General features: G+C 37.4%; 18 protein-coding genes and 1 pseudogene. 14 read left to right on the forward strand and 5 right to left on the reverse strand.

The window, feature by feature from the left end; translation table 11 throughout:
* Positions 1 to 706: IS4 family transposase (locus H5120_RS14275; RefSeq protein WP_182675141.1), on the reverse strand; the 706-nt coding region annotated here is incomplete at its 3' end.
* Positions 707 to 787: 81 nt separating this feature from the next.
* On the opposite strand from H5120_RS14275, the pseudogene H5120_RS14280 reads away from it, so the two are divergent.
* Positions 788 to 1,664: pseudogene (locus tag H5120_RS14280) on the forward strand (IS3 family transposase); the annotation flags it as partial.
* 172 nt (positions 1,665 to 1,836) lie between these two features.
* On the opposite strand, the gene H5120_RS14285 reads toward H5120_RS14280, so the two are convergent.
* The 3 genes from H5120_RS14285 to H5120_RS14295 form a co-directional block, all read right to left on the reverse strand.
* Positions 1,837 to 2,832 carry a hypothetical protein gene (locus H5120_RS14285; RefSeq protein WP_182675143.1) on the reverse strand — a complete coding sequence of 332 codons (996 nt, stop codon included), beginning with the start codon at positions 2,830 to 2,832 and terminating at the stop codon, positions 1,837 to 1,839.
* Positions 2,833 to 2,838: 6 nt separating this feature from the next.
* A complete protein-coding gene (locus tag H5120_RS14290) occupies positions 2,839 to 4,035 on the reverse strand; it encodes an AAA family ATPase (protein WP_182675144.1) in 1,197 nt (398 codons plus the stop codon).
* Between the two features lie 359 nt (positions 4,036 to 4,394).
* The gene (locus H5120_RS14295; protein ID WP_182675146.1) at positions 4,395 to 5,459 is read right to left on the reverse strand and encodes a replication initiation protein; all 1,065 of its coding nucleotides are present in this window, start codon (positions 5,457 to 5,459) and stop codon (positions 4,395 to 4,397) included.
* A 783-nt stretch (positions 5,460 to 6,242) separates the two neighbouring features.
* Between H5120_RS14295 and H5120_RS14300 the strand changes: the two genes are divergently transcribed.
* The 5 genes from H5120_RS14300 to H5120_RS14320 all read left to right on the forward strand — a co-directional run bounded on the left by H5120_RS14300 (position 6,243) and on the right by H5120_RS14320 (position 10,649).
* Entirely contained in the window at positions 6,243 to 7,067 is an 825-nt protein-coding gene (locus tag H5120_RS14300; RefSeq protein ID WP_182675148.1) for a chromosome partitioning protein ParA, read from the forward strand.
* 100 nt (positions 7,068 to 7,167) lie between these two features.
* The gene (locus tag H5120_RS14305) at positions 7,168 to 7,488 is read left to right on the forward strand and encodes a hypothetical protein (protein ID WP_101163373.1); all 321 of its coding nucleotides are present in this window, start codon (positions 7,168 to 7,170) and stop codon (positions 7,486 to 7,488) included.
* Between the two features lie 694 nt (positions 7,489 to 8,182).
* Positions 8,183 to 8,575, forward strand: a complete 393-nt coding sequence (locus tag H5120_RS14310; RefSeq protein WP_149602687.1) for a hypothetical protein — start codon at positions 8,183 to 8,185, stop codon at positions 8,573 to 8,575.
* 130 nt (positions 8,576 to 8,705) lie between these two features.
* The gene (locus H5120_RS14315; protein ID WP_149602688.1) at positions 8,706 to 8,990 is read left to right on the forward strand and encodes a hypothetical protein; all 285 of its coding nucleotides are present in this window, start codon (positions 8,706 to 8,708) and stop codon (positions 8,988 to 8,990) included.
* 696 nt (positions 8,991 to 9,686) lie between these two features.
* Complete coding sequence (locus H5120_RS14320; protein ID WP_182675150.1) at positions 9,687 to 10,649, forward strand: replication initiation protein; 963 nt, start codon at positions 9,687 to 9,689, stop codon at positions 10,647 to 10,649.
* Between the two features lie 24 nt (positions 10,650 to 10,673).
* Here H5120_RS14320 and H5120_RS14325 read toward each other — a convergent pair whose 3' ends face one another.
* Complete coding sequence (locus H5120_RS14325; RefSeq protein ID WP_182675152.1) at positions 10,674 to 11,552, reverse strand: hypothetical protein; 879 nt, start codon at positions 11,550 to 11,552, stop codon at positions 10,674 to 10,676.
* Positions 11,553 to 12,365: 813 nt separating this feature from the next.
* Here H5120_RS14325 and H5120_RS14330 point away from each other — a divergent pair.
* The 8 genes from H5120_RS14330 to H5120_RS14365 all read left to right on the forward strand — a co-directional run bounded on the left by H5120_RS14330 (position 12,366) and on the right by H5120_RS14365 (position 25,428).
* On the forward strand, positions 12,366 to 12,575 hold the full coding sequence (locus tag H5120_RS14330) for a hypothetical protein (RefSeq protein ID WP_182675154.1): 210 nt from the start codon (positions 12,366 to 12,368) through the stop codon (positions 12,573 to 12,575).
* Between the two features lie 1,441 nt (positions 12,576 to 14,016).
* A complete protein-coding gene (locus H5120_RS14335; protein WP_182675156.1) occupies positions 14,017 to 16,209 on the forward strand; it encodes a bifunctional rhamnulose-1-phosphate aldolase/short-chain dehydrogenase in 2,193 nt (730 codons plus the stop codon).
* 82 nt (positions 16,210 to 16,291) lie between these two features.
* Positions 16,292 to 17,584, forward strand: a complete 1,293-nt coding sequence (rhaI, locus tag H5120_RS14340) for an L-rhamnose catabolism isomerase (protein WP_182675158.1) — start codon at positions 16,292 to 16,294, stop codon at positions 17,582 to 17,584.
* A gap of 148 nt (positions 17,585 to 17,732) precedes the next feature.
* On the forward strand, positions 17,733 to 19,448 hold the full coding sequence (locus H5120_RS14345) for a nucleoside transporter (protein ID WP_182675160.1): 1,716 nt from the start codon (positions 17,733 to 17,735) through the stop codon (positions 19,446 to 19,448).
* 115 nt (positions 19,449 to 19,563) lie between these two features.
* Positions 19,564 to 20,640 carry a class II fructose-bisphosphate aldolase gene (gene fbaA, locus H5120_RS14350; protein ID WP_182675161.1) on the forward strand — a complete coding sequence of 359 codons (1,077 nt, stop codon included), beginning with the start codon at positions 19,564 to 19,566 and terminating at the stop codon, positions 20,638 to 20,640.
* A 91-nt stretch (positions 20,641 to 20,731) separates the two neighbouring features.
* Positions 20,732 to 22,099 (forward strand): sulfatase, encoded by a 1,368-nt coding sequence (locus tag H5120_RS14355; protein WP_182675163.1) that lies wholly within the window; start codon positions 20,732 to 20,734, stop codon positions 22,097 to 22,099.
* 441 nt (positions 22,100 to 22,540) lie between these two features.
* Entirely contained in the window at positions 22,541 to 23,677 is a 1,137-nt protein-coding gene (gene lldD, locus H5120_RS14360; protein WP_182675165.1) for an FMN-dependent L-lactate dehydrogenase LldD, read from the forward strand.
* Between the two features lie 542 nt (positions 23,678 to 24,219).
* The gene (locus tag H5120_RS14365; protein ID WP_182675167.1) at positions 24,220 to 25,428 is read left to right on the forward strand and encodes a right-handed parallel beta-helix repeat-containing protein; all 1,209 of its coding nucleotides are present in this window, start codon (positions 24,220 to 24,222) and stop codon (positions 25,426 to 25,428) included.
* Position 25,429 lies beyond the last annotated feature (1 nt).

Below are 25,429 nucleotides of genomic sequence, written 5' to 3' on the forward strand. Positions count from 1 at the left end.
ACTGTAAGTCGGGCCTTGCTGGTATCAGCCAGTGCCTCATCTCCCCAGTTTGGTGCCAACGGTTTAACAGGCCTAAAGAATAATATCCTTTATCAAACATAGTCAGTGAATTATCTGGTGTACGTCCAATTAAACGCTCAGCTAATTTCAACTCGTTGGTTTTATAGTTATCAAACTCGCTACTGAGCAGTTGATGGCTGGTCAATTCCATATGACAGACCATGCGTATTTGAGGAAAGGCTGTATCACCGTATTGGTTGCTACCAGAAGAGAAGGCTTTACGATTATCGGGCGTGTCGGCTGTTCGCCACACAACACCGTCAACAGCTAATAGGTTCAAACCATTCCATGTTTCGAATGACTGTTGCTTATACATTGATTGAGCAGACTTATTGAAAACGTGTTTAACGGGATCATCACCTAACCTTTGTCTCGCCTGTACCATCGCACTTGGAGCAACGAGTGGGTTCTTGCCTGGTAACATGATATCTAGCTTATTAGCGATATTCCAAACTGATAATGCCATGCCAATAACTGACCACAAAACGGCTTCAAGCGGTAATCTTCGCTTACGGACGGTTGCAATCCCTGCTTGTTGAAAACCTTGTTCAATGATTTCAGGGCCAAGAATTTCTGATAATTTTTCAAAGGTATGGTATCGGCTGCTTTCTTCAAGTGTTGCTTGCAGTGCTTGTTCTATATTCACAAAAGAATCCGTAGTTAGTTTCCTAGCTACGGATTTTGCATGATCGTTTGGATGGGTCATTTTCTTAACTGATCGGCATTAGGCCAGCGCCTTCTTTACAAAAGAAATAAAGTAAAATTTAATTAAAAAACAGTCTATTCAGTTCCCTGTGACATTGCTTTGTCGCATGATGCAAGTAAGCAAATCAGATTATTATGACTGGCTAAAATGCCCACCAGTAATAATCAGCATTGATGCGCTAAAGCTGTACCGACGTATCCGCCAGCTTTTTGAAAAGAGCGGAGGGAGTTTAGGTAACCGAGAAATGGTGAAGAGACTTTGCAAGGAAGGCTATCAAGTTGGTCGGTACCTTGTTCGTAAGATTGTACGCCGTGTATGTTTAAAAGTTACACAGCACTAGGCATAAACACTCAGACTCTGTTTCAGCTAACTTACTTAACCAGAACTTCAATCCAATGGGTGCTAATCAAATTTAGGCTGGTGATGTGACTTATTTAAAAACAGGTGAAGGCTGGATGTATTTGGCTGTAGTGATGGATTTATATTCACGCTGAATCGTAGGATGGCATATCGATAAATGTATAACAACGGGCTTAATAAGTAAGGCGTTATCAAAGCCTAAAATTTGCGACAGCCGCCGATTGGGCTCGTTATCCACACCGAGCGAGGTTCACAATATACAAGTTTACAATATAGTAAACTGCTCGCTAGTTATAGCATAAGAGCAAGTATAGGGGATGTGGGAGCTTGCTGGGATAATGCTGTCGTTGAGCACTTTTTTAGTAGTTTAAAGCATGATTGGTTATTCAAAGTAAACCAGCCAATGAGAGTATTTATGAAAAAATAAGTGGTTGTATACATTAAATATTACAACTTAGAGCGTCTGCATTCAGCGAATAATGATTTATCGTCTGTGGAGTTTGAAAATTATCAAATTAAAGTGTCTAGTTTTAATTGACCAGAACAATATATGGTACTACTGCTAGAAAGGGGAGATTAAGTTGGGAAATATTATTAAATATTCATGTGATAAAACGTATTTATATTATTCGTAGGCAAGTCTAATTTTAACAATATGCCTTTTCCACAATGTGGAAAAGGCATCTAAAATAAAGGTTATGTTGGTAAAACTAAGAGTTAAAGCTGGTTAAAAGCATTTCTAATATATCTGGACTTATCTTAGATTCATCTATAGAAATATTTACACCATTTTTTGTCGTCGTAAATTTTACACCACTTACGTTGCTTTTAATAAGCTCTTTGAACTTACCGTCATAAGCAGTTTTATCTTGAGCTTTGTCATTTTTAATTTTATTTAAAATATCACGTTGTAACTTTTTAGATTCCTTTTCTAAAAATTCGTCTATTTCTAATAATTCTTCTTTAGACTCTTTACCAGTAAGCTGTGATGTTTCGATCGCTTTAAAATGTGAAGCTAAATTATCGAGATAATTATCTTTATTATATTTAACTAATTCTCGTAGAAATGGAGTAGATATAAATTTTAGGGCAGGGAACAGCTTTATAATATCGTTAGGTATATTTGAAAAGCTTAACGCGTAGTAGACGTTGCTTTTTTTCATCCCCAAAATTTCACAAAGTTTTGTCCCTGTTAGCTCCATACCATTTCTTTTTTCCAGTTTATCCTTTAACTCACTAATGGAGCGTGCTTTATCCATATAGCTAGGCTCTGAGTATTCATCCATTACTAAGGCGAAATGAGCGCGTTCTTCTTCCGTTAAATCTTTGGCAACAACTAAGGTTAATTTTGTATCTGGTAAAAGAGAAACAGTGTAAGCACGACGAAGACCACCTAGGATTTCATACTTTCCATCAACAAGTTCGGCTCTAACGGCTTCAGTATTACCACCTGTAGATTTTATTGAATGATAAATATCGAGCACAGATGCTAAAGACAAATCTTTAAAAGATCGCTTATTATAAATCGACTTTATACATTCATTTAAAACATCCTGACTTTCAATTTCAACGCGTTCCCATTCAATGTCTCGTTCAGAAATAGGTGAACGTTCAACTATATTATTTCCACTATTTTTTGTAATAAGCTCATCAAGATTAGTAGTTGTAATTTTACGTCCGATCACGGCTCTTTTTTTGGTATTCATAGTGGTCTAGCCTTTGTTTTTTCTATTAAACGTAATTGTGTCAAATACTGAACGTGTGAATTCTTCAGCTTTTAGACGCGCTTTTTTTAAAGCATCTCTATCACCAGGATAAAATTTTGGATTAGTTGAAAAAACAGTCCCAAAACTCTCACCACAACGTTCAAATGCTGTTGATAACGGTAAAGACGTATCTAGCATATCTGCACCACAGACCTCCCGAAGTAGGCTTTGGGCATCAGCATGATCAGACTTCCTCGCAATCTTAGCCATATATCCGAATATTGAACTAAGTTTAATTTCGCTGCCTGCCGTTTCGGTCATATCGAAAAGTTCAGGAAGTCTTTGCATAAATTTTAGAGTCGAATGAAAATCAACTTGAGCAGGGGGGACTGGTATTAAAAATGTATCGGCTGCAACAAAAGAGTTTAATAGAAATGCATCCAAATGAGGCCCTGAATCAATAAAAATAAAATCATAATCATGTTTTAGCTTATCAATTATATTTTCTTGCAGGACATCATATATATTTTGTCCAGGTAAATGCTCATTTGCTAACTTTTCGAATTGAGAGGCTATAAATGCGTCTTCAATAGAGGCAGGTATAATATCTACTCCAGATACGTTCGTTGGTTTTACGAACTCATCCAATAATTCTTCGCGACTTACATTCTGTAGCATTGCCTGGGCAACAGTTTCATCTACAACGCCAATAGAAAGATCGTGTTTCATAAACATTGTTGCACTTGCCTGTGGGTCTAGGTCGAGCACTAGGATTCTCAAATCATGGTGAAGTAGGGCAGGGGTGCACCTTAAGCCGTGAGCGAGAGTCACGCTGGAGACCGTCTTCGCAACGCCGCCTTTAAGGTTTGTAAGAAAAATTGTATGGGCTTCTTTAAATTTATCACGGTATTTAGGAACACCTCTGTGTTCATAAATCGCAGTAATATCTTTATGTCCCATGCTATAAACATTATTTAATCCGGCCTGCTTTTTTTGGAACTGATATCCCTCCTGCTCCATCTCAGCTACAGCTTTATCTACTTTTGCCTTAGCTAATTCTGGTAAACTTGCGACTGCAGACTTTGAGTATGTAGGTTCATACTTTTCAGCATTAAATTCTATCTGAGAATTAGTAATTTTCTCTGACAATGCCTCCAGGGTTAGTTTCGCCCTAGTGGCTATTTTTAGTATTCTGTCATCCATCAGCTTACCTTGAAATATGCAGCATTTTATAAAGTTAACATATAATGCTGCATATTAATGAGTTTGTAAACACTAAATGGAATAATTAGTTTCTTGTTTAATTGCTATGTATTTCAATGTTATGCACTTATACACAGATACTATAAATTATATTATTTCTATTAAGGAATATAGAGACTATTAATATATAGACTTCTTATCTAATTGAAAAATAACGATTTTTAACTTGTTTTAGATCAGTTTAATGGTGTTTATGATCACTTTAATGGTATAGATGATCATATTGATGGTATTAGTGATCACTAAAATGGTATTGCTGATCATATAACTGGTATTGTGATTACACATTTATGGTGTGTTTAGTAGTCGATATCTTTTGTTAACTCTATTAAAGAATTAACTTCATCCCTTAGCTGTTTCTCTTTTTCATTTACTGTATTTTTATTTAGAGCCATGCTTCTATTTAGAGCTTTTTCAACTTTATCCGCCTCATCATCTTGGCCAAGGTAACGATAAGCAAACATTAGCTGTGTTAGTTCTGCAGGAGATAGCTTTTCCTTTTGAATTAATTGTTTAGAAATTAATTCTTTCACTGTATTTAGCGCATCATGAGTATTTAATTCTTCTGTAGTACCTTTATTTAGCCATCTAATAAGAAATTTTATTTCAGAAATTTTCTTACCTTGTGTTTTTAATTCATAACCAATGTCGTTATTTTCGCTTTCTAGAAATAAAAACTCCTTACGAGCAATAGGGTGTTCACGTAAGATTTCGATGCTATCTCTAACGCAGCGTTTCATGAATACGCCGTTGTTTTTAAATGAACTTTTATTTTTTTTCAGTCGCCCACTTTCATCGAGTAAACCAAAAAGTCCCTTAAGCTCTTCAATTGCAATATAATGCATTTCATAACCGTCTTTTTTGAATCGACTTAAAATTTCGTACAACCTTTTTGCGTATTCTTGTTTTATATCTAAATATGTTCTTGTTGTTATTAATGCAAACCCTTGTTTATATTCAATATATTCACTTTCGAGCATATCATTTGGCACCATTGTTAACACGCCTCGTTTATACTTAATATTTTTAAATAGAGGTTTGTAATCAAATTCAAAGTCGCCGGAGGTTCCTTCAACTTTTATACCTATTTTGTAGCTTGCAAGTCGTTCAGCAGCAGGAGATAAAATACTGCCAACATGCTTAGAGCTGATATTCAGCCATTCTGATAGCTGGCTTGCTGTATATGTATACTGTGGTGTGCTTTTTTCCCAGTCGGAATCTTTCATCTGCGCCATCATCAGTGCAAACAGGTCCGCTTCTCTTTGCGACAAGTCCTTGCGGCTGAATACAAGTTTATGCCCTTGTTTTATATGTTTAGGTAAATTTGAACGAGAAATTGGGTTTGGGTTTAGTTTTTTTTCCATTTGCACACCAGAAAACTGTAATCAATAAGCTTAAAATACACAATACTGGTCAACAACACCAGTTTTGTGTATTCGAAACGATTGTTTTACATAAAGCTGGTGTTTTTTACCAGTTACATGTAATCAATAAAATTCATTTTTTATTAAAAGTAACTAAATTTCAATGTTTTGTCTTTTTTTGGTTTTTATAAATAACAAAATAATGGTGTTGATATGCCACTATTGTGTTATCTAACATTATAAAACACCATTTATCTGTATCTAACATGAGTCATTTGATGAAAAATACCATAATTGTGTTATCTCAATTTGTTTATTAAGCCTTTAAACTAAGTCTTACTTGAATATAGAGTACAAAATAGTGGTGTTTTTAGTGTAATTACCATAATTATGTAAAGTTAATAGCTAAAATAACACATTTATGGTGTGTTTAAGGAGGTATTCGATATTGAATACACAATTCTGGTGTATTTAACCAGAATTATGTATTGTTAACCCTGTTTCCACAATGTGGAACGCATTTCTATATCTACTATTTATATGGGAGGCGGCTTTGAGCTATAACCGGTCAGTGAGGTGAGTCTTCATTAGTTTGGTAAGAATAAGAAGAAACATTCCTCTTTTTTACATGTTTAAATGAGTTACAGAAAGCATAATATTTATAGCTGGCAATCACTTACACTATTTGCTATTAATGTAGGTTCACAAAATAAGGACGTCTTCGCGCTAAAATAGGGAAAGTGTCCTCTGGTAAAGTTGTTAGGCTTCTCAAGGATGCAGTGCATGGAATCTATTATCGAGTTAATTTCTAAAGTTCCAAACGTTGTTTGGAGTGGCGTCGTTGCTTCTTGCCTAACTTTCTTGGGTGTTTTGTGGACAAATAAAGGCAATGAAAAAAGACAGACAGCGCTGCTTGAACATGAAAAACAAAAATACCAATCCGAACAAAAACTAGCATTAAAGAAGGAGGTCTTTTTAAACGTAGCTAGCTCTTTCGCCGATGTATTAGAATTAGTTCCCAAATTAATGAACTTAGATTTCACGCAAAAAGGTATTGAAACTCAAATGGCTGGCCATAGTGGGATTGTTGCCAAATCCTACCTTGCAGCCAAAGAAGACTCCGTAGCTGCTATTTTAAATTATTCAGCCGAAACGGCTGAATCTATGATTAAATTAATGAAAGATAGAGCTGTAGTTTTAGATCACAAGGAAGCTATTGAAATATTCCAGTCGACAATAGACTCTGCTAACGATGAGAAAGATCGTATCATTTCAATTATGAAAGAATTAAACCTTCAAGGGCACAATAATCAGGCTACATTTGATTATTTAAATAAAAATTATGAGATTCAAGAGGATATTGTTAAACGGAGTAAAGTGAGTTTAGAAGAACAGCAGTCAATCTTAGACCCTTTATTTCAGACTTTTGCAAAAAAATGTTTGAGTGAACATAGTCGCCTTTTATCATTATTACCACCTATGGCTATCGCTTTACGTAGTGAGCTTGAAAATGATCAAAATTCTCAAATATTTGTTGATGCTTTAAATGAAAATATTGAAAGGATGAATTTAGCATTTAATAGTCTATTCGAACGCAAAGAAGCCTAACAAAGGTTTTCAAGTCGGACTCGTAACAGCTTGCTCGGTTCCACTTCGTTTCACATTTTAGCAAGCTACTACTCGCCGCTTAAAACGGCGTTAGGTGTATATGATAATCGACAAGCTCGCAGGATTTAACAACCCATACAGCCTGATGGCAGAAAGAGATGTTAGAGCGTCCGCGTGGGTTTACCTAAAAAGAAGTACAATTACCGAAGTAGGAGCGCTGCTTTTATGGTGGCGTTTCCAATACGAAATTACTTTAGATTTCATCAACAAAGGACGACAATTTTACGACACCTCATCATTTAATGGTGGAGAATTAGTCTCATTTAAAGAAAGGCTTAAGCTTTATCGTGAAAGTGGTGAAAAGCATCCTGTTGAATTACCTTTGCATTACAGCTCGTACTGGCAAGACAATCACCTTTAATTCACTTAACAAGGTTGTAACCGGCGTTACGAACGTCCGGAAATGGCACACAAGAGCCGTTCGCTAGTAAAACTTGAAAGGCAGCAATCCGCGGTAATAATTACCAATCGGTAAAAGCTCTTAGTGCGCTCCAAAAGTAGACGGTGCGCTGTCTCAGTAGACACTCTGGAAACTATCAACCTAGATACTCTTTACTTAGTAAGTTAGTTCAATGATCTTCCTCAGAATAACTAATCTAACTCTCACTTCAAAGCACTTACTTTAATAGACGTTTCAAACAATTTCTCGTTGTGTTTGAAATTTATCTAATAAAAAAACATAATTATTTTTAGAGCGTAATTACGATAATAGATTTCAATATGGGCGCTATATTTAATCATAACTCAATAGCTTATCAATGTTTTGGGGATTCTCAATTTAAGTAAGTGGTACTGTTCAAGTAAAGGCTACAAAGACAATAAATTTAACTGTCTTTATCGTGTGTGAGAACAAGTTTTATCAAAATTAGTGTCAATACTATCGCTGGTATTAGCCAAATAAAATCAGTCATATTGTTCTGCCTTAAAGTTGGGTGTTCTTTTTCAACCTTAATGATTTTTATTATTTTTGCAAATTTAGCCAACAAAACGCAATTCTTCATTTTTACCCATCGCATGGCCCTAGTTAATTTCAGGACAATTAACGAGGACAAATCATGAAAAGTACTAAATCTCAATTTATTCGCCAATACGTTCGAGCCAGTAAATCGCCTTGGGATGACTGCTCTACAATTTTATTGCTAGCAGATGTAGTTGACGAACAAAGTTTGGAGTTAAATTTCAATAATTACATATATTTACATAGAGATAGCGTTGGAAAAATACTTGGGATTAGCATTTCAAATAGTATGTTAGAAAAAAATCCGAGTTTCGAGAATCGATATTTAGAGGGAGTAGATATGACGCTTTTTTTACTTATCTACATAGAGCAAATAACGCAGTTTTGTGAGTTTTTCTCTGAGGAGTTTCAGCAAATATTTATGCAAACGCCAACTACATTTTTTGCAGCAGCAGAGAGTGATTGGGTCGATATTATCGACAATGCATAACCCCCTAAGCGAACATTTGTTCGCTTTTTTTTATAATTTTTTTCGTAAATAGATTTAAATTCCCATGCCTGATTATTACCTAATAATGAGTTATCGATTTTGATAACAAATCATACAAGGAAAGTTAAGTATGGAAAGCACATACGTATCAACATTGGATTTTTTAAAATTATTACAGACATTTAGTCGAGTAATCACCGCGAATGACCACCAAATAAACCTATTAGAATTACGCAGTGATAATTTTAATTTACATGAGCTCTGGGAGGTCATTGGCCCTGAAATTACAGCGAATAAAGCACTAAATGAGTTTGCCATGCGAAAGTTTACTTACGAGCTTATGCATGCTCTGATTAGCGACCCAATAGAGCGTGTGGAGCTGCCATGTGACTTCGAGGATGATGTTTTTTCTTAGGGTTAAATTGGAAATAATTGGCGATTGAAACTGAGGTCATAATAGTTATTTTCAAAATCAAAGTAACAGCCTGATCATGTCTCCCAAAATATGCCGTGAATCATTATTTGCTGATTCGCTGCCCTAACTGCAATAGCGTTTAATAGGGCATTTTACTCAGTTACTGAGTATCAAACCTGGGAGGAGGTCCTGCGCAAATACAGGATTTCGTTACGGTGGCTCAAAAGCGCAGTCATTGTAATCATGTTTGGCAGGGCGCATAGGTCAAATGCAAAGGGGAGGTAGATACGTCTACCTCCCTTTTGCGTATTTCAGTTAGTTCACTCAGTAGCCTCATTACAAATCATAGTGGCGTGGTAAAAAAATAAAAAATAATTAATTTATTTTTTAACCGTCAGAAATGAATTAATAAATTTATAAAAGTGGCAAATGCGCCTGTATTTTTATTTTTTCTATTTTAATACTTTTAGAGGGGGTTATCTTATTGAAATTAAATAAAATATTTACTGTTTTGGTGGGCAATTTATATGTTTATTGTGGCATTTTATACGAAATGAGTGGGCAATTTATACGGTTTAGGAGGACACTTTACCGTGAATAAATAAAAATTTTATTTACCAAAAAACTTACCGAAATTTCTTTTATTGGTTGAGCCGCGGTTAGCATAACTGCATCAACTAGAAATAAGGTAGTGACATGAGCAGTAAAAATTCTCCAAAAATTGTTTTCGCCAATAAGCTATTACATGCGGGATATTCGCTAGAGATTAATGAGCAGCGATTAATAAATCTCGCGCTGTCTAAGGTTAATTCAAAAAAACCTAACCCAGGAAAAATCGTGATTTATCCAACGGAATATGCCAAGTGTTTCGGCCTCAATAAAAGCAGTGTCTATGAGCAGCTGAGCGCAGCTGCAGAGTCACTAAGAGATAAATTTGTCACTATTTTAGATGATAAAGATGAAGCGTTTTCAATCCCTTGGGTGAGCAATACCACATACGAAAAGCTGAAAAACCAAGGGTCGTTTATTACACTGGAGTTTTCAGAAGCCATCGAGCCGTATATTTTTAATATAAAGGGTGATTTCACAGAGTTATTTTTTCATAACACAGTAAAATTAAACAACCTAGCATCATTTCGGCTCTACGCACTTCTAAATAGGGTGCGAAATTATAAAAATTACAAACGGAAGGGCGAGGTAGTTGTGAATTTTCAGTTGCCAGAGATGAAACAGAAATTATTTTTATCCGAATCATATGGAGCATGGCGGGATTTTAAAAATCGCGTACTGCTACCTGCTATTGAAAAAATCAATGCCCACACAGATATATGCGTAAAGTTTAAGCCAAAAAAAATGGGCAATTGTATTACTGCGATTGAGTTTGCGTACAGCACTCAATGCCCTAGTAAAAGTGAACATATAGCAAGGCCGAATCTATTTCGCCGCCCTAAAGTCAAAAAAGGGTCAGCTAAAGAGGGCGAGTGGGCTCGTGAAAACCTCACGTTATTACGAACCTATGAGATGTTAAAACAGAATCAAAATCCTACTTTTAAGCTGAAAAAAGCAGATGTAAGGCGTTGCGTGGAATATGCAAAAATACTTGGTGACGATGAATCTAAGATTTTTTACTCTAAACAATTGAATGAAAAAAAACCATAACGCCTTAATGTTTATACTACTGCATTACGAGTAAAACATTTTTTCAATTTCAGAGCATAGTTTAGTTCGGTATATTATTGAGGCACGCAGCAGCTCAGCATCGCTCTCACTGAGAAGTGGTGCTCGTGTTCTTTTGTCGTAACGTTCAGGTAACTCCGTAAATAGCTGCTCATGTAAACGTTTAATGTCATCAAAAATTTTGACCGACTGAGAGAATAAAAAAATCTTACTGTAATCGTTATTTTTTAACGAGGCCAAATATTTTAGTAAAATAGCCTGCCGTGCCGTTTTATTTTTAAATGAGTGCTCAATTTCAACTGCTGCAATAGAGCCATCTAAGAGTCGCACAGCACCATCCACAGTTCGTGTATCAGATAGGCCGTTAATACGTTTAAATTCAGGCTCAGTAATAAGCCCATTCCACATGGGTGCGTATGTTTCATCACTGTGATAATTATGTATACCGCGCAACATTACAAATGCGTTTATAAGATTATGTACTACATTATTTTGGTTGAACTGCAGAGCAGGGTTTTTATTACTCCTAAAATACACGTCGATGCCCATTAATTCCTCGGCAAATTTGGCAGCAGTATAGGTAGGAACATAGACGCGTCCGTCTGGACTGCGGTGTGTTTTTACCACACGCAGTAAACCATCTTTTTCTAGCCGGTTTAAATGCTCTAATGCTAACCGATGATTGATGGAATATAGCCAACGAATAATCCCTGGTGTAACAATAGAAAACCGAATTGCAATAAGAACCGAGAGCTTGGTCCTGTTAACCCCTTTTTGATGGTTATTTGCGCCTGCACAATACCGCATATCAATATCAAAATAGCGGGGGTAGTGAGTATGAAGAGTGTTTTTCGTTTCTAAATTTTTTGATGGCTGCTGAGTCAATTCAAAAATCCTTTTGATGAGTTAATTAGTAAAATTAACTAGCATCGCAACACAAAAATTATCATCATTTTATAAATGTATTTCCGTTTTTCATTCCGAGATACTCTGACAGCATGCACGGAATCATTGTCGCGATAATTATCGCAACAAAAAGCAGCTTTCAGCTGATGGCTTCTCAACTTCGTTGTTCAACCATAGGGCCTAAAACGCCCGCCAGCTCTGGTGTTGCTCCGCAACGAGCTGGCTCAACGCGCTATCGCGCTAGCGTTGTAGACCCTGCGCGAATGTACCGTGCTCCGCCCTGTACCAACCGCCATACTGCCGCTACAGACAATGCGATGGGTGCCCCATTATCCGCATTTTTCTTCGCTTTTATTTTCTACGAAAATAGATGGTTCGATATCAATTTTTGCAAAATTTTAATCGAATTTCGCTGATGCGAAACACTATCGCGGTTGGTACAGGCCAGCCTGTACATTCGCGCAACTCCATGTGTCTGCGGCTTCGCCTACAACACATTACGCGCTTGTTGGTCTCATTCTGAGACGCTATTTTTGCAGTTTGTCGTGCCGAAAAATGCGTTTTAAAAAACCTGTCTTGCAGACAAAAGCCGCCTCCAAATTAAACTAATTAATGTGTTTTTTTAGAAAAGAATAAAAGGTTTTTACTTAATAAAATTAGGTGGAGTAAGGGAAGGGCTAATTGCTTAATTCAAACTGTTTGTTGCTGAGCTGCGCAGTCAAACGAGTTTGATTTTTATCACGAAATTATTAAATTTGAAAGCATAAATTAATAATTAAGAAGGTTTAAAAAATGAAAAATAATGACGCTAATGATATTGCTATTAATCCCTCAACAGGATTACCTATCACAAATGCGAGCGCTAGCATCGTTGATGTTGGCGGCAATGTAGTGGGCCAATCTAATCGAGTAATGACCGTTTATGAAATTGAAGAGTCGATAGGAGACTCTATAGAGCACGATTGTTTTGATGCTTTTGACTCGTTTGATGACGGCTTTTAATGCCCAAAATTTTGAAAGCTATTAGTCGATATCGAATAGAAATTATCTATTCGACTATTGCTTTTAGTGGCTCAGGGTTACTGTTTTTACAGTACCAATCAACTCAAAATTTTGCCTGGTTTATTACGCTGACCTTATTCTGTACCAAGATGGCTATTGGCATAATCAACTACGAGAAATATTGCCAAAGTAATAAGCATAGTATGAAAGCTATGCTGCTATATTTGTTATTTAAATTTGTATAACCCTCGTTTATTTGTCCTAAACGCAAAGCGCCCTGATTTTTAGGGCGCTTTTTTTGTTGAAAGCATTAATTAGACTGTCACCATATAAAAAAGATTAAGGTGTATATAAAAATGAGTTTTTAAAACTATTAAATACGACTGAATAGGAGGAAGTAACTTAGAGGTAGATGGTTCAATGAGTCGATAGATATGTAAAAATACATACCTACCAACCACAAGGAATATACAAATTAGTTTTCATATACCTCTGCTTACGCAAAGGGTAAAAATTAGTAGTTACAATTGCTAACTAAATTTTTTTGCTACAGCGTTTTGCCGTTCACCCCCGCCAAAGCGGGGAACCCAACTTAGTAGCACAACAGGCTGACTAATTTTTTATGAACTAATTGTATCTTTTGATTCTTCTACATTTACCACGGAGATTGCAGAGGAATAACATTGCTAACCAATAGCTTATTTTTGAGTGTCCCACATTAAAATCTGGCTTAATTTTTGACTTGCTTTAGCCGGTTGGTTAAGAGCCTATTAGCTTGATGAAATGATTAAACTTTTGCATGCTGGTTAAGTAAAACAGCTCAGCCTTGATCATGATTTAGGAAATGATAATAAGGCTATGACGTTTTACTCTAGATTGAGCGGGCAGTGTTTATTGATGGCTTTTACCACCAACAATAGCCGTTTACTCGGCGAATAGCTCGGCACGAACTAAAATTGAAGGCGCAATTACACAAATTAATTTACTGGCTAGGCATTATTACTTAGTGATACCCAAAGTAAGCCAAGCTTTATCGTAGTTGTTATTAAGCCAAAAGCTTCTGATATTTTTGAAATTCCTACCTTTATAAAAAATCAATCCACGCCATCTTGTAAAAGCTCTTTATAGATTTTGTAAGTAAAGACAAAACTGTATAGCTATATGTAAATGCTACCCTAGTATTTGTAAAGGGCGACTACTTTCTAAGTAGTAAAATTAAAATTATTAATATTTATAGCCGCTTAAAAAAATAAATCTCGTTTTATTCCACCATAAAAACAAAGTTTCATTCAAACAACTAGGATGGGTTCTGACTCTTATTGATAACTTGGTGATTGAAAATGATTTAAAATGCTTGACTGTGTTTGTTCTGTCTGTAGTATTACGTGCAATGTATTTAAAAGTTATTAAAAACTAATTAACAGCTGGAGTTGAACGGAAGATGCCAAGCAAACTAGACGAATATAAACACGTAAATTATAGCTGGGATGACTCTGTTGCAGATGAGTTAACCCCAATTGATAGTTTGGTTTACCGCTCGAATATTTTAGGCGCTGACCAACGCATTACTAATACAGGTGGTGGTAACACTTCTGCAAAATTAATTGAAACCGATCCACTAACCGGTGAAGAAGTCGAAGTGCTGTGGGTTAAAGGCTCAGGCGGAGACTTACGAACAGCTAAAAAAGAAAATTTTTCATCATTATATCAAGGTAAATTAAACGCACTTGATGCTACATACCAAGCGCGTGATGATAAAGGTTATAAACAAGCTGGTGAAGATGCAATGATTGGCATGTACAAGCATTGTAATTTCTGTTTGAACCCACGAGCTTCTTCAATTGACACGCCATTACACTCAATGATTAATGAAAAGCATGTTGACCATTTACACCCAAATGCAGTCATCGCAGTTGCTTCTTGTAAAGATCAGAAAGAGCTTACAGAAGTTATTTGGGGCGGAAAAATGGCTTACGTCCCTTGGATGCGTCCAGGTTGGGAAGCAGCTAAGGTATGTGAAGAAGCATATGCAGAGAAACCTGATAGTGTAGGTATTTTGTTAGGCCAGCACGGCCATACTAACTGGGACAGTGAAAGTAAGAGCTGTTATGAAACATCGTTATGGGTAATAGAAACTGCTGCTCGTTATATTGAAGAGCATGATAAAGGTGAGATGACTTTCGGTGGAGCGAAATATAATAGCTTATCTGAAGAGGACAGAAACGATTTATTAGCTAAGTTTTTGCCTGTTGCACGTGGTCTTTTATCAAATAAAGTGAAGTTTATCTCGACAGTGCAAACTGATGAAACAGCCCTTCGCTTTGTAAATAGTGTTGATGCACCTCGATTAGCAAAACTTGGTACTTCTTGTCCAGATCACTTCTTACGTACAAAAATTCAACCTCTTTATGTTGATTTCAATCCTCAAGAAGATGGTTTTGACACCTTAGTTGAAAAATTAAATGAAGGTATAGAGCAGTACCGTGTAGATTACGCTGAGTATTACAATAATTGTAAACGAGATGACTCTCCTGCAATGCGAGATCCAAGCCCGACAGTTATTTTAATACCGGGTGTAGGTATTATTGGCTGGGGTAAAAACAAGAGTGAGTCTCGGGTTACTACTGAATTTTACAATTGTGCCATTGAGGTTATGCGTGGTGCTGAAGCGATCAGTGAGTACACAGCACTGCCTCAACAAGAAGCATTTGATATTGAGTACTGGGCTTTAGAAGAAGCTAAGTTACAACGTATGCCAAAAGAAGCACCACTAGCACGTGATGTAGTAGTTGTAATTGGCGCTGGTGATGGCATTGGTAAAGAAACAGCATTTAGAGTAGCTAGAGAAGGTGCCCATGTTGTATGCGCTGACTTACGTGAAGAAGCTGCTCAAAAAACAGCTGATGAATTGACAGCTATTTATGGCCAAGGCATTGGTGTAGCCGGTACGGGTATTTCAAGCTGTGGTCCAGCTATTGCTCAAGGTGTTGATATTACTGACCGCGAAAGCGTTAAGAAAATGTTCAAAGAAGTCACGTTGGCTTATGGTGGCATTGATAAAGTAATAGTAACTGCAGGCGTGTTCTTAGCACCTGGCCAACCAGGTATGACGAATGATCAACAATTTGATGTTAGCTTTGCCGTTAATGTTAAAGGTGGTTATATAGTAGGTACTGAGGCCAATGAAATCTGGAAAGCACAAGGCCTTAAAGGCTCTCTTGTTCTTACTACAAGTGTAAATGCTGCGGTATCGAAGAAAGGCTCATTAGCCTATGACACCTCAAAAGCCGCGGCAAATCACTTAGTTCGTGAATTAGCTGTTGAACTATCTCCACTTGTTAATGTGAATGGTTTAGCGCCTGCAACAGTTGTTAAAGGTAGTACTATGTTCCCGCGTGACCGTGTAATAGCATCTTTAACTAAATATAAAGTTGAATTTACAGAGTCGGATTCTGATGATGAACTTCGCGATAAACTCGCTAATTTCTATGCTCAGAGAACGCTCACTAAACAACCTATCACGCCAGAAGATCAAGCAGAAGCTGCTTACTTAATGGTGTCAGGACAGTTGAGCAAAACAACTGGTCAGATTATTAGTGTTGATGGTGGTCTGCACGAAGCCTTCTTACGCTAGAACTGCACTTTTTAGAGCGCTTTTTTAAAAGCGCTCAATTATAGACTGATAAAATACACAAAATAAGAATTAGGAATAAGTTATGACACAACGTATTGATAAATCACTGATAGCTGATGAAAATGCTCAGTTATTGAGCGACTTAAATGAAGATTACCAAGCATTAGGTAATAAACTTGCGCGTAATGATATTAATATCGAAGATATTACAGAGAAAGCTCAGGCTTTCCAAATCGCAGTGCCATCTTGGGGTACTGGTACCGGTGGTACTCGTTTTGCACGTTTTCCTGGTGAAGGCGAGCCTCGTAATATCTGGGAAAAATTAGAAGATAGCGCGGTTATTAATGATTTATCTCAGTGTACAGAGCGTGTTTCACCTCACTTCCCTTGGGATAAAGTAGATGATTTTACTGAGTTAAAACAATTCTCAGATGAGTTAAACCTAAGCTGGGATTCGATCAACTCAAATACATTCCAAGATCAACCAGGCCAAGAGCATAGCTTTAAATACGGTTCTTTAAGTAATACAAGTGCTGAATCACGCGACCTTGCAATTGCACACAATCTTGATTGTATTGAATGGGGCAAAGCGCTGGGTTCTAAAACATTAACAGTTTGGGTTGGCGATGGCTCTAACCATCCAGGTCAACAACATTTTCAAAGTGCTTTTGAGCGTTATTTAGAAAGCATGAAAACAATTTATGCTGGTCTTCCAAGTGATTGGGAACTACATATTGAGCACAAAATGTTCGAACCTGCATTTTACTCAACCATAATTCAGGACTGGGGCAGTAATATCCTTGCGGCTATGGAGCTTGGTCCTCAAGCTAAGTCATTAGTTGATTTAGGGCACCACGCACCAAACGTGAATATTGAAATGATTGTATCTCGTCTAATTCAATTTAAAAAATTGGGTGGTTTTCATTTTAATGATAGTAAATATGGTGATGATGATCTTGATAGTGGCAGCTTACACCCTTATCAGCAGTTCTTAATTTTTAATGAGTTAGTTGATGCGCAATATCGAAATCAAGAAGGCTTTAACCCTAACTACATGTTAGATCAATCACATAACGTAACCGATCCAATTGAAAGCTTAATGAACTCTGCTGCAAGTGTTCAGCGCTCTTTTGTATCAGCTTTGTTAGTTGATCGTGAAAAGTTATCGCAATACCAGCAAGATAATGATGCATTGATGGCTAGTAACACACTGAAAAATGCATTTAATACAGATGTTAGCCCTATCTTAGCGATGGCTCGTTTACGTAAAGGTGGTGCAATTGACCCAATAGCGACTTATCGTAAAGCGAACTATCGTTCATCAGTTGCATCTAAACGTCCATCAAGCGGCGGAAATGGTTCTGGCATTGTCTAAAAACTCGCCTTAATAAAAAATATAAACATGCAGAGGTATTTAATCGTCTCTGCATGTTTATTGGTTAACACACACTTACACACATAAGAATAAAGAACGTCGATTCATTTGTCATAATAAGAACAAAAATTGGCGCAATGGAGGCAGTATGTCGACAGCAGAAGAATTTGAAACACAACCCGTTTCCCCTAATAAATTACAATCAGCCAATACGTTTGCGGGCAGTTATGCTGGTGAGCACGTAGCAGGAACTGAATTTGTAATAGGTGCATTATTTGTATCATGGGGGGTAGGGGCCAGTGATATATTATTAGGTTTACTACTGGGTAACCTATTAGCCGTTTTAACTTGGGGTTTGATCACCGCGCCAATAGCCACCGATACGCGATTAACTCTCTACGCCTACCTTGAAAAAATAGCAGGGCCGGGCACTATAAAACTCTACAGTGTGATAAATGGCATATTATTTTGTGTGCTTGCTGGTGCAATGATTACAGTTTCAGCATCAGCTGTTCGTGTTCTTTTTGATATTCCACCGCAAGTAGATTGGTATCCGACAGATTTGAGGTTTGTGCTAGTAGCACTTGGCGTAGGTGCTGTAGTTGTTTTTATGGCCGTAAAAGGTTTTGAAAAATTAGCTGCGTTTGCTGAAATCTGTGCTCCTTGGATGATTCTAATGTTTATTGTAGGCGCCTTAGTACTTTTGCCAACAATTGTATCAGCTACCAACGGTGTTAATTCAATTAGTAGCTTTACCGACTTTTTAAATATTGCTAGTCAATCAATTTGGGTTGATACAGATAGTGGAATAGGCTTTTGGCATGTAGCTGCTTTTGCTTGGGTTGCTAACTTAGCAATGCACGGTGGGATGGGAGATATGACGCTATTACGTTTTGCCCGTTATTCTCGCTATGGTTATTTCTCGGCATTGGGTATGTTTATCGGTCACTATTTAGCGTGGATTTGTGCCGGTATTATGGGTGCAGGCGCAGCTATTTTACTTAATACAACTATTGTTGCGTTAGACCCTGGTTCAGTTGCGTTTCAAGCACTGGGAACTTGCGGGATTATTGCTGTTATCATTGCCGGTTGGACAACCTCAAACCCTACCATTTATCGTGCAGGCCTTGCGTTTAGTTCAGTTAATCATAAATGGGGCCGCACAAAAGTGACCGTTGTTGTGGGTATTGTTACCACTATTATTGCGTGTTTCCCGTTTGTATTTTCTCAATTGTTAGGCTTTGTTGGGATCATGGGTTTAATGATGGCTCCTGTAGGTGCGGTTATTGTAGCTGAGCACTGGCTTTTCCCACGTATTGGTTTCACTCGTTATTGGTCAAAATACAAGGGTAATACTACAAATTACGCTGCTATTATCACGTGGTTAAGTTCTCTAGCAGTGAGTTACTTACTTGAAACATCTGGTACCTTACACCTTTTCTTCATCTTAATTCCTATTTGGATTTTCGCGACGTTATTGTATTGCGGATTAGCTTATGCAATGGGAGCAAAGAAAACATATTCAGAGCAAGCTATTGCAGAAAAAGCAGAAGCTCAACGTAAAGCGATTGAATCTGACTATTTGAAGGATTTTGAAAGTAATAAAGGGTCACAACAAAAGGAATCTTTACCCTTTATTATTCGTACAGCGTCAGTAGTGTCTTACTTATCGTTAATTGTGTGTGCGAGTTTAGGCTTGGTTTCTTATCTCACACAAGATATTGAGCTTGTGAGAACGTGGCTACTATTGCCTACGCTTGTTTACTTTGTAACTGCGACTTATGCATATTTACAAAAAGCAAAAATAGGTGAATCGCTAGAATCGACAGACCATATAGAACAAGATTTGGCTGCTGTTAAATAAAGCCACCAATTTTGATTTCGTAAGGATAACTAAGCTACTCAGGTAATAACACTATGTTCTGAGTAGCTTTTTTACGGCTAAAGATAAATTATATAGTTAATAAATAGGAGTTTTAATGACTGATTTACGTGACCTAATACCTGTAGGTGTTGTTAATGCAAACCAAATGAAGGTCTTATTCGACTATGCTAGAGAGAATAGCTTTGCATACCCTGCAGTTAACGTTGTTAGCACTAACTCAATAAATGCAGCACTTGAATCAGCAAAAGAATGTAGTTCTCCTATTATTATCCAACTTTCTTACAGTGGTTCAGCATTTTTCATAGGTAAAGGGGCGGGTATATCTGGGCATGAAGCATCAATTGCAGGGGCCACTGCTGCTGCTCATTACGTACATGCTGCGGCAAAGGTTTATGGCGTTCCAGTTATTTTACATACCGACCATGCTTCTAAAAAGCTACTTCCGTGGATTGATGGCCTATTAGACGAAGGCGAGTCGTATTATAACGCCACTGGAAAGCCGTTGTTTAGTTCACACATGCTTGATTTATCAGAAGAGAGCCTAGAAGAGAACACCGCAACGTGTAAAGAATACTTAGCACGAATGATTAAGCTGGATATGGGTATTGAAATAGAGCTTGGTTGCACTGGTGGTGAAGAAGATGGCGTTGATAACTCAGGCATTGATAGTTCGCTACTATACACACAACCAGAAGATGTTGCTTATGCTTATGAACATCTAATTGAAGTGAGTGATGCCTTCACGATTGCTGCGTCGTTTGGTAATGTGCACGGGGTATATAAGCCAGGAAATGTTAAACTAACGCCTCTCATTCTTAAAAACTCACAGGCATATGTTCAAGATAAGTATGAACTTGCACATAATAGCTTAAACTTTGTTTTTCATGGTGGCTCAGGGTCTTCAGCAGAAGAAATTAAAGAAGCCATCAGTTACGGCGTCATAAAAATGAATATAGATACCGATACTCAATGGGCTTGCTGGCAAGGCGTACATAAGTACTATGAGGACAACGGCGACTATTTGCAAACTCAGATTGGCTCACCGAATGATCCTGATTCACCAAATAAAAAATACTATGACCCTCGAGTATGGCTGCGCCAAATAGAGCTATCTATGGCCAAAAGACTTTGCCTAACCTTTAAAGAGCTCAACTGTATCAATAGATACTGATAATAAAAAGAGCCTGAGCATCCTCGGTGATGTTCAAGCTTCCCCACACACTCTGAACTTCATCCCACTTAACACAATATAGAGATTGATTATGGATAATATAAAAAGTCATTTCAAAGTTTTATTTTATACTTTGTTTTTGTCGTTTGTTATAAGCCCTGTCTACGCAGATGAATCCCCCCCTAATATTGTGCTGATCCTATCAGACGATCATGCTTGGTATGATTATGGATTTATGGGTCACCCTGTTGTCAATACGCCTACACTCGATAAATTAGCCCGAGATGGTCTGACATTTAAAGCTGGATATGTACCCACTGCATTATGCAGACCTTCTTTGGCTACAATAGCCACCGGATATTACGCGTCAACAATCGGGATCACCGGTAACACACCTGCCTTCGATGTGTATGGCAAGAAAGGATCAGCAGAACATAACTTACATCGTGAGAAGTTAATTTCTAAAATTGACAATGTTGATACATTACCTCAGCTTTTAAAGTCAAAGGGTTATGTATCTTTTCAGTCAGGTAAATGGTGGGAAGGAAGTTATAAGCGAGGCGGTTTTGATGAAGGAATGACCCGTGGTTTTCCTGAACCAGGCGGTCGTCATGGTGATGATGGGCTTAAAATTGGCCGTGAAGGTATGGAGCCTGTGACCTCATTCATAGACAAAGCGGTTAAAGACAAAAAACCTTTCTTGGTATGGTATGCACCTTACATGCCGCACTCACCTCATAATCCCGTTGATAGAATTTATAAAAAATACAAGTCGTTAGACTTGCCCGAGTCAGTAAAAAAATACTATGCGATGATAGAGTGGTTTGATGAAACAAATGCCACGCTAATAAACCACCTCGAGGAGAAAGAAGTTAAAGATAATACTATCATCGTGTATGTCTCTGATAATGGTTGGATATCAAACCCTGATAGGTTAAACAGCTTTTTACCGCGCTCAAAACAAAGCCCGAGTGAGGCGGGAGTGCGAACACCTATTATTTTTTCATGGCCAGATAAGCTTAAGCCGCAATCACGACATGACTTAATCAGTAGTATTGATATAGTCCCGACATTACTTGGGGCGGTAGGCTTACCTATTCCAAAAGATATGCCTGGTTTGAATTTGATGGATAATATGCTGTCTGAAACCCCTATTGCTCGCAAAGCTATTTTTGGGGAAGGTTTTGCACATGATATTGCTGATTTAGATGACCCTGAAGGTTCACTCATGTACAGGTGGGTTATTGATGGCGATTGGAAGTTAATATTAAGCTACGATGGAAAAACTGATAAATATCGTAAACGTCATACCACATTAACGAGCCCGCAGTTGTTTCACCTTGCGACGGATGAGCATGAGCAACATAACTTATTTGAGCAGTACCCTGAGGTGGCTGCGAGGCTTGCGAAAAAAATTGAGCAATGGTATCCATTAAAAAAACGTAAAATCATTCAATAGACTCCCAAAATTTGTGACATCAATTTGGTTAAATCTACTTTAGGCATTAGTCACAGAGTATCTTCCTTTAATAAAAGCCTCCAATGAGGCTTTTATTGATATCGGTAGTATCATTTTAATAGCAAAGCCTTATCCGATTTGAATCGATGTTTCGGGAAATTTAAGTGGCTGTAATTTAGGCTGAGTAAAACAATATGCAAAAGTAAAAAGTTAACCCTGCTAACCCGGCACATATTCTAACTGAACCTGCAGTGGGGTATAGATTAGTAGAGTGAAAATTTTTAAATATAAAGTGTATGAAATAACATCGTGGTTTAATAAAAGTTAAGTTATTAGTCGCATTTAAGAAACAGTCTTTTTTATTATTGCTAATATACAGGCAATATTAAGTGGCGTATATTTATCCAATACACAATAACTATATGTTCTATTGGAAGTAAAATGATTATTTCAGCCTCTACAGATTACCGCAAAGCTGCTAAAGCTAAACTACCTCCTTTTTTATTTCATTATATTGATGGAGGCTCATACAAAGAACATACACTAAATAGAAATGTACAAGATTTATCTGATGTAGCCTTAAGGCAGCGTGTTTTAAAAGATATGTCTGACTTAGATTTAAGTGCGGAGCTATTTGGGGAGAAGTTAGACCTACCTTTAATTTTGGCGCCTGTAGGCTTAACAGGCATGTATGCACGGCGTGGGGAAGTACAAGCTGCTAAGGCTGCTGAAAATAAAGGGATCCCTTTTACAATGTCTACCGTGTCAGTGTGTCCAATAGAAGAAGTTACTCCTAACATTGACCGCGCAATGTGGTTTCAGTTGTATGTTTTGAAAGACCGAGGCTTTATGAAAAATGCGCTAGAAAGAGCAAAGGCTTCTGGTGTAAAAACCCTTGTATTTACAGTAGATATGCCTGTACCAGGTGCGCGATACCGAGATATGCATTCTGGCATGAGTGGCCCATTCGCAGCGTCGAAACGAATATTACAAGCTATGACACATCCTCGCTGGGCTATGGATGTGGGTTTAATGGGTAAACCTCACGATCTTGGAAATATTTCTGCATATCGTAACGAAAAAACGTCTTTAGCCGATTATATTGGTTGGCTTGGTAACAACTTTGACCCATCGATTAGCTGGAAAGATCTTGAATGGATAAGAGATTTTTGGGATGGTCCAATGATCATTAAGGGTATTTTAGATGAAGAAGACGCGAGAGATGCCGTCCGATTCGGTGCTGATGGTATTGTAGTCTCTAATCATGGTGGTAGGCAATTAGATGGAGTTATGTCGTCAGTAAGAGCATTACCTAAGATTGCTGATGCGGTCAAAGGAGATATTAAAATTCTCGTAGACTCAGGTATCAGAAATGGACTTGATGTAGTAAGAATGCTGGCTTTAGGCGCTGATTCAGCAATGCTAGGCCGCTCTTATATATACGCCTTAGCAACGAATGGCCAAAAAGGCGTTGAGCATTTGCTAGACCTGTATGAAAAAGAGATGAGAGTAGCGATGACTTTGACTGGCGCAAAGTCAATAAATGATTTGGGTCCGCAATCTTTGGTTTCATATTAATAGTTGTTCTAAGTTATAGGAAAACCTATTTATTGGGGGTCTTATTAGTTATATGGAAAACTAAATGCGCTCATTACACCATATTTTTTATTAAATATGGTTCACGCTATCCTAGGTATTTCTTTTTGCACTGAATAATTCAATGAAGACGTTCAAACATAGAACTCTTTAACCAAACACGAATACTGTCTAGTAGACCAAGCATGAATCAGACATATTATTTTTTTGTAATTGAAGCTTAGAAAATTATTAGACCTTTCACCTTATGTGAAAGGTCTAATAATGAACACGCTATTCATTGTATTAAAGCTTATTACAATATGCTTTTCATGACGTGCCTATTAGGAATCGCTTATAAATCACTGCTAATACATTTGTATACCTATATTTTTCAGTAAAAAGCCACAATTTATATTGTGTCAGTTTCGGGAACGATTTTCCTTGTTAAATATTTCCTAATTTTGTAATATTCATTATCACTCTTATTTAATCATATCACTCAATATTCGGTCACTATTAATCAAGTTATGCAAGGTATAAAAATGAAAAAAACAAAACTCTTTGGACTTTTTAGTATTGCTCTAGCGCTGTCAGCAACATCGGGTTTAGCTCAAGCTGTGCAAAATAGTTGCAGTAAAAAGCCATTTAATCCCGCCAGCGGAAATTATTCACAACTTGTTGAGGCGCTGCAAAGAGCCACTAATACCGGTGTTCCTGTTACAATCACTGGTGATTTTACTATATCTAAACCTATTACGATCGTTGTCAGAAAAGATTTAACGGTAAATGCATCAGGAGCTACCTTTACTTCGGCTACAGGGCTTGATGGTGACATGTTTAGTATTGATGCAGTGAAAAGTGCTTCTGATCAATGCCGTTATTCTAATAAGCGAAACGCAAATGTAAGTTGGAAAGGAGGGTATTTTGAATTTTCAAAATCTGATAACTCAGCCGTTGTACCAATTCAAAGCCTTGTACCATCTTCTAGGCAAGGAGTTCAGAAAACAGGTGATGCATTATCTATAAGAGGTGCATGGACAAATGGGCCGCAGCGAATAGATAACGCACTTGTTGATGGTGTGCTCATGCGCGGAACGTTAGGCTCTGATAAGGTTTTTTCGGACGCGGGCGGTGACAGTGGTGTATTTATGAGCTCCGTAAAACGTGGTGAAGTTAGAAACAGTGAGTTCTATGGTATTCGCGATGCGGGTATTTATGTTTCTGCTAATGGTCAAAATGCGAATATGCGAAGTGAGTACCACTTAATAAATAATGTTATTAAGCGTGCATTTGACGGTATATCATCTAAACGTGGTGCTGATGGCATAGTGATGAGCGGTAACGAGATTGTAGACACTGCAGTTGGGCTTAGCATCAAGCAAAACTTGCCTGGGCGTGTAGCGTCAAATATCACAATTGAAAATAACGAAATCAATCGCTCTGTAAGAGCGATATTATTAGAAAATACGCGTAACTCAAAAGTAAACAACAACGCCATTGTAAATTTAGGTGGTAAGGTTGCTGGTTCAGAGAGTGCGTTAGGCGGAGGCGGTAAATATAGAGGTGTAACTTTTGAGAACCTCGATGGTACTTTAAACCAAATGAAGAATAATAATTTCAGTGCTGATGGTTCAACTTCGCAAAGACGTAATAAAACAGTGATTGCATTGTCCAAGCAAGGTAACGCACCTATTAGTATCACAGGGAATACTTATAATAATTATATTGATATTCGTTCTGTAAACGAATAAT

This window comes from Pseudoalteromonas sp. SR43-2 (genome assembly GCF_014163885.1).
GTDB lineage: Bacteria > Pseudomonadota > Gammaproteobacteria > Enterobacterales > Alteromonadaceae > Pseudoalteromonas > Pseudoalteromonas distincta.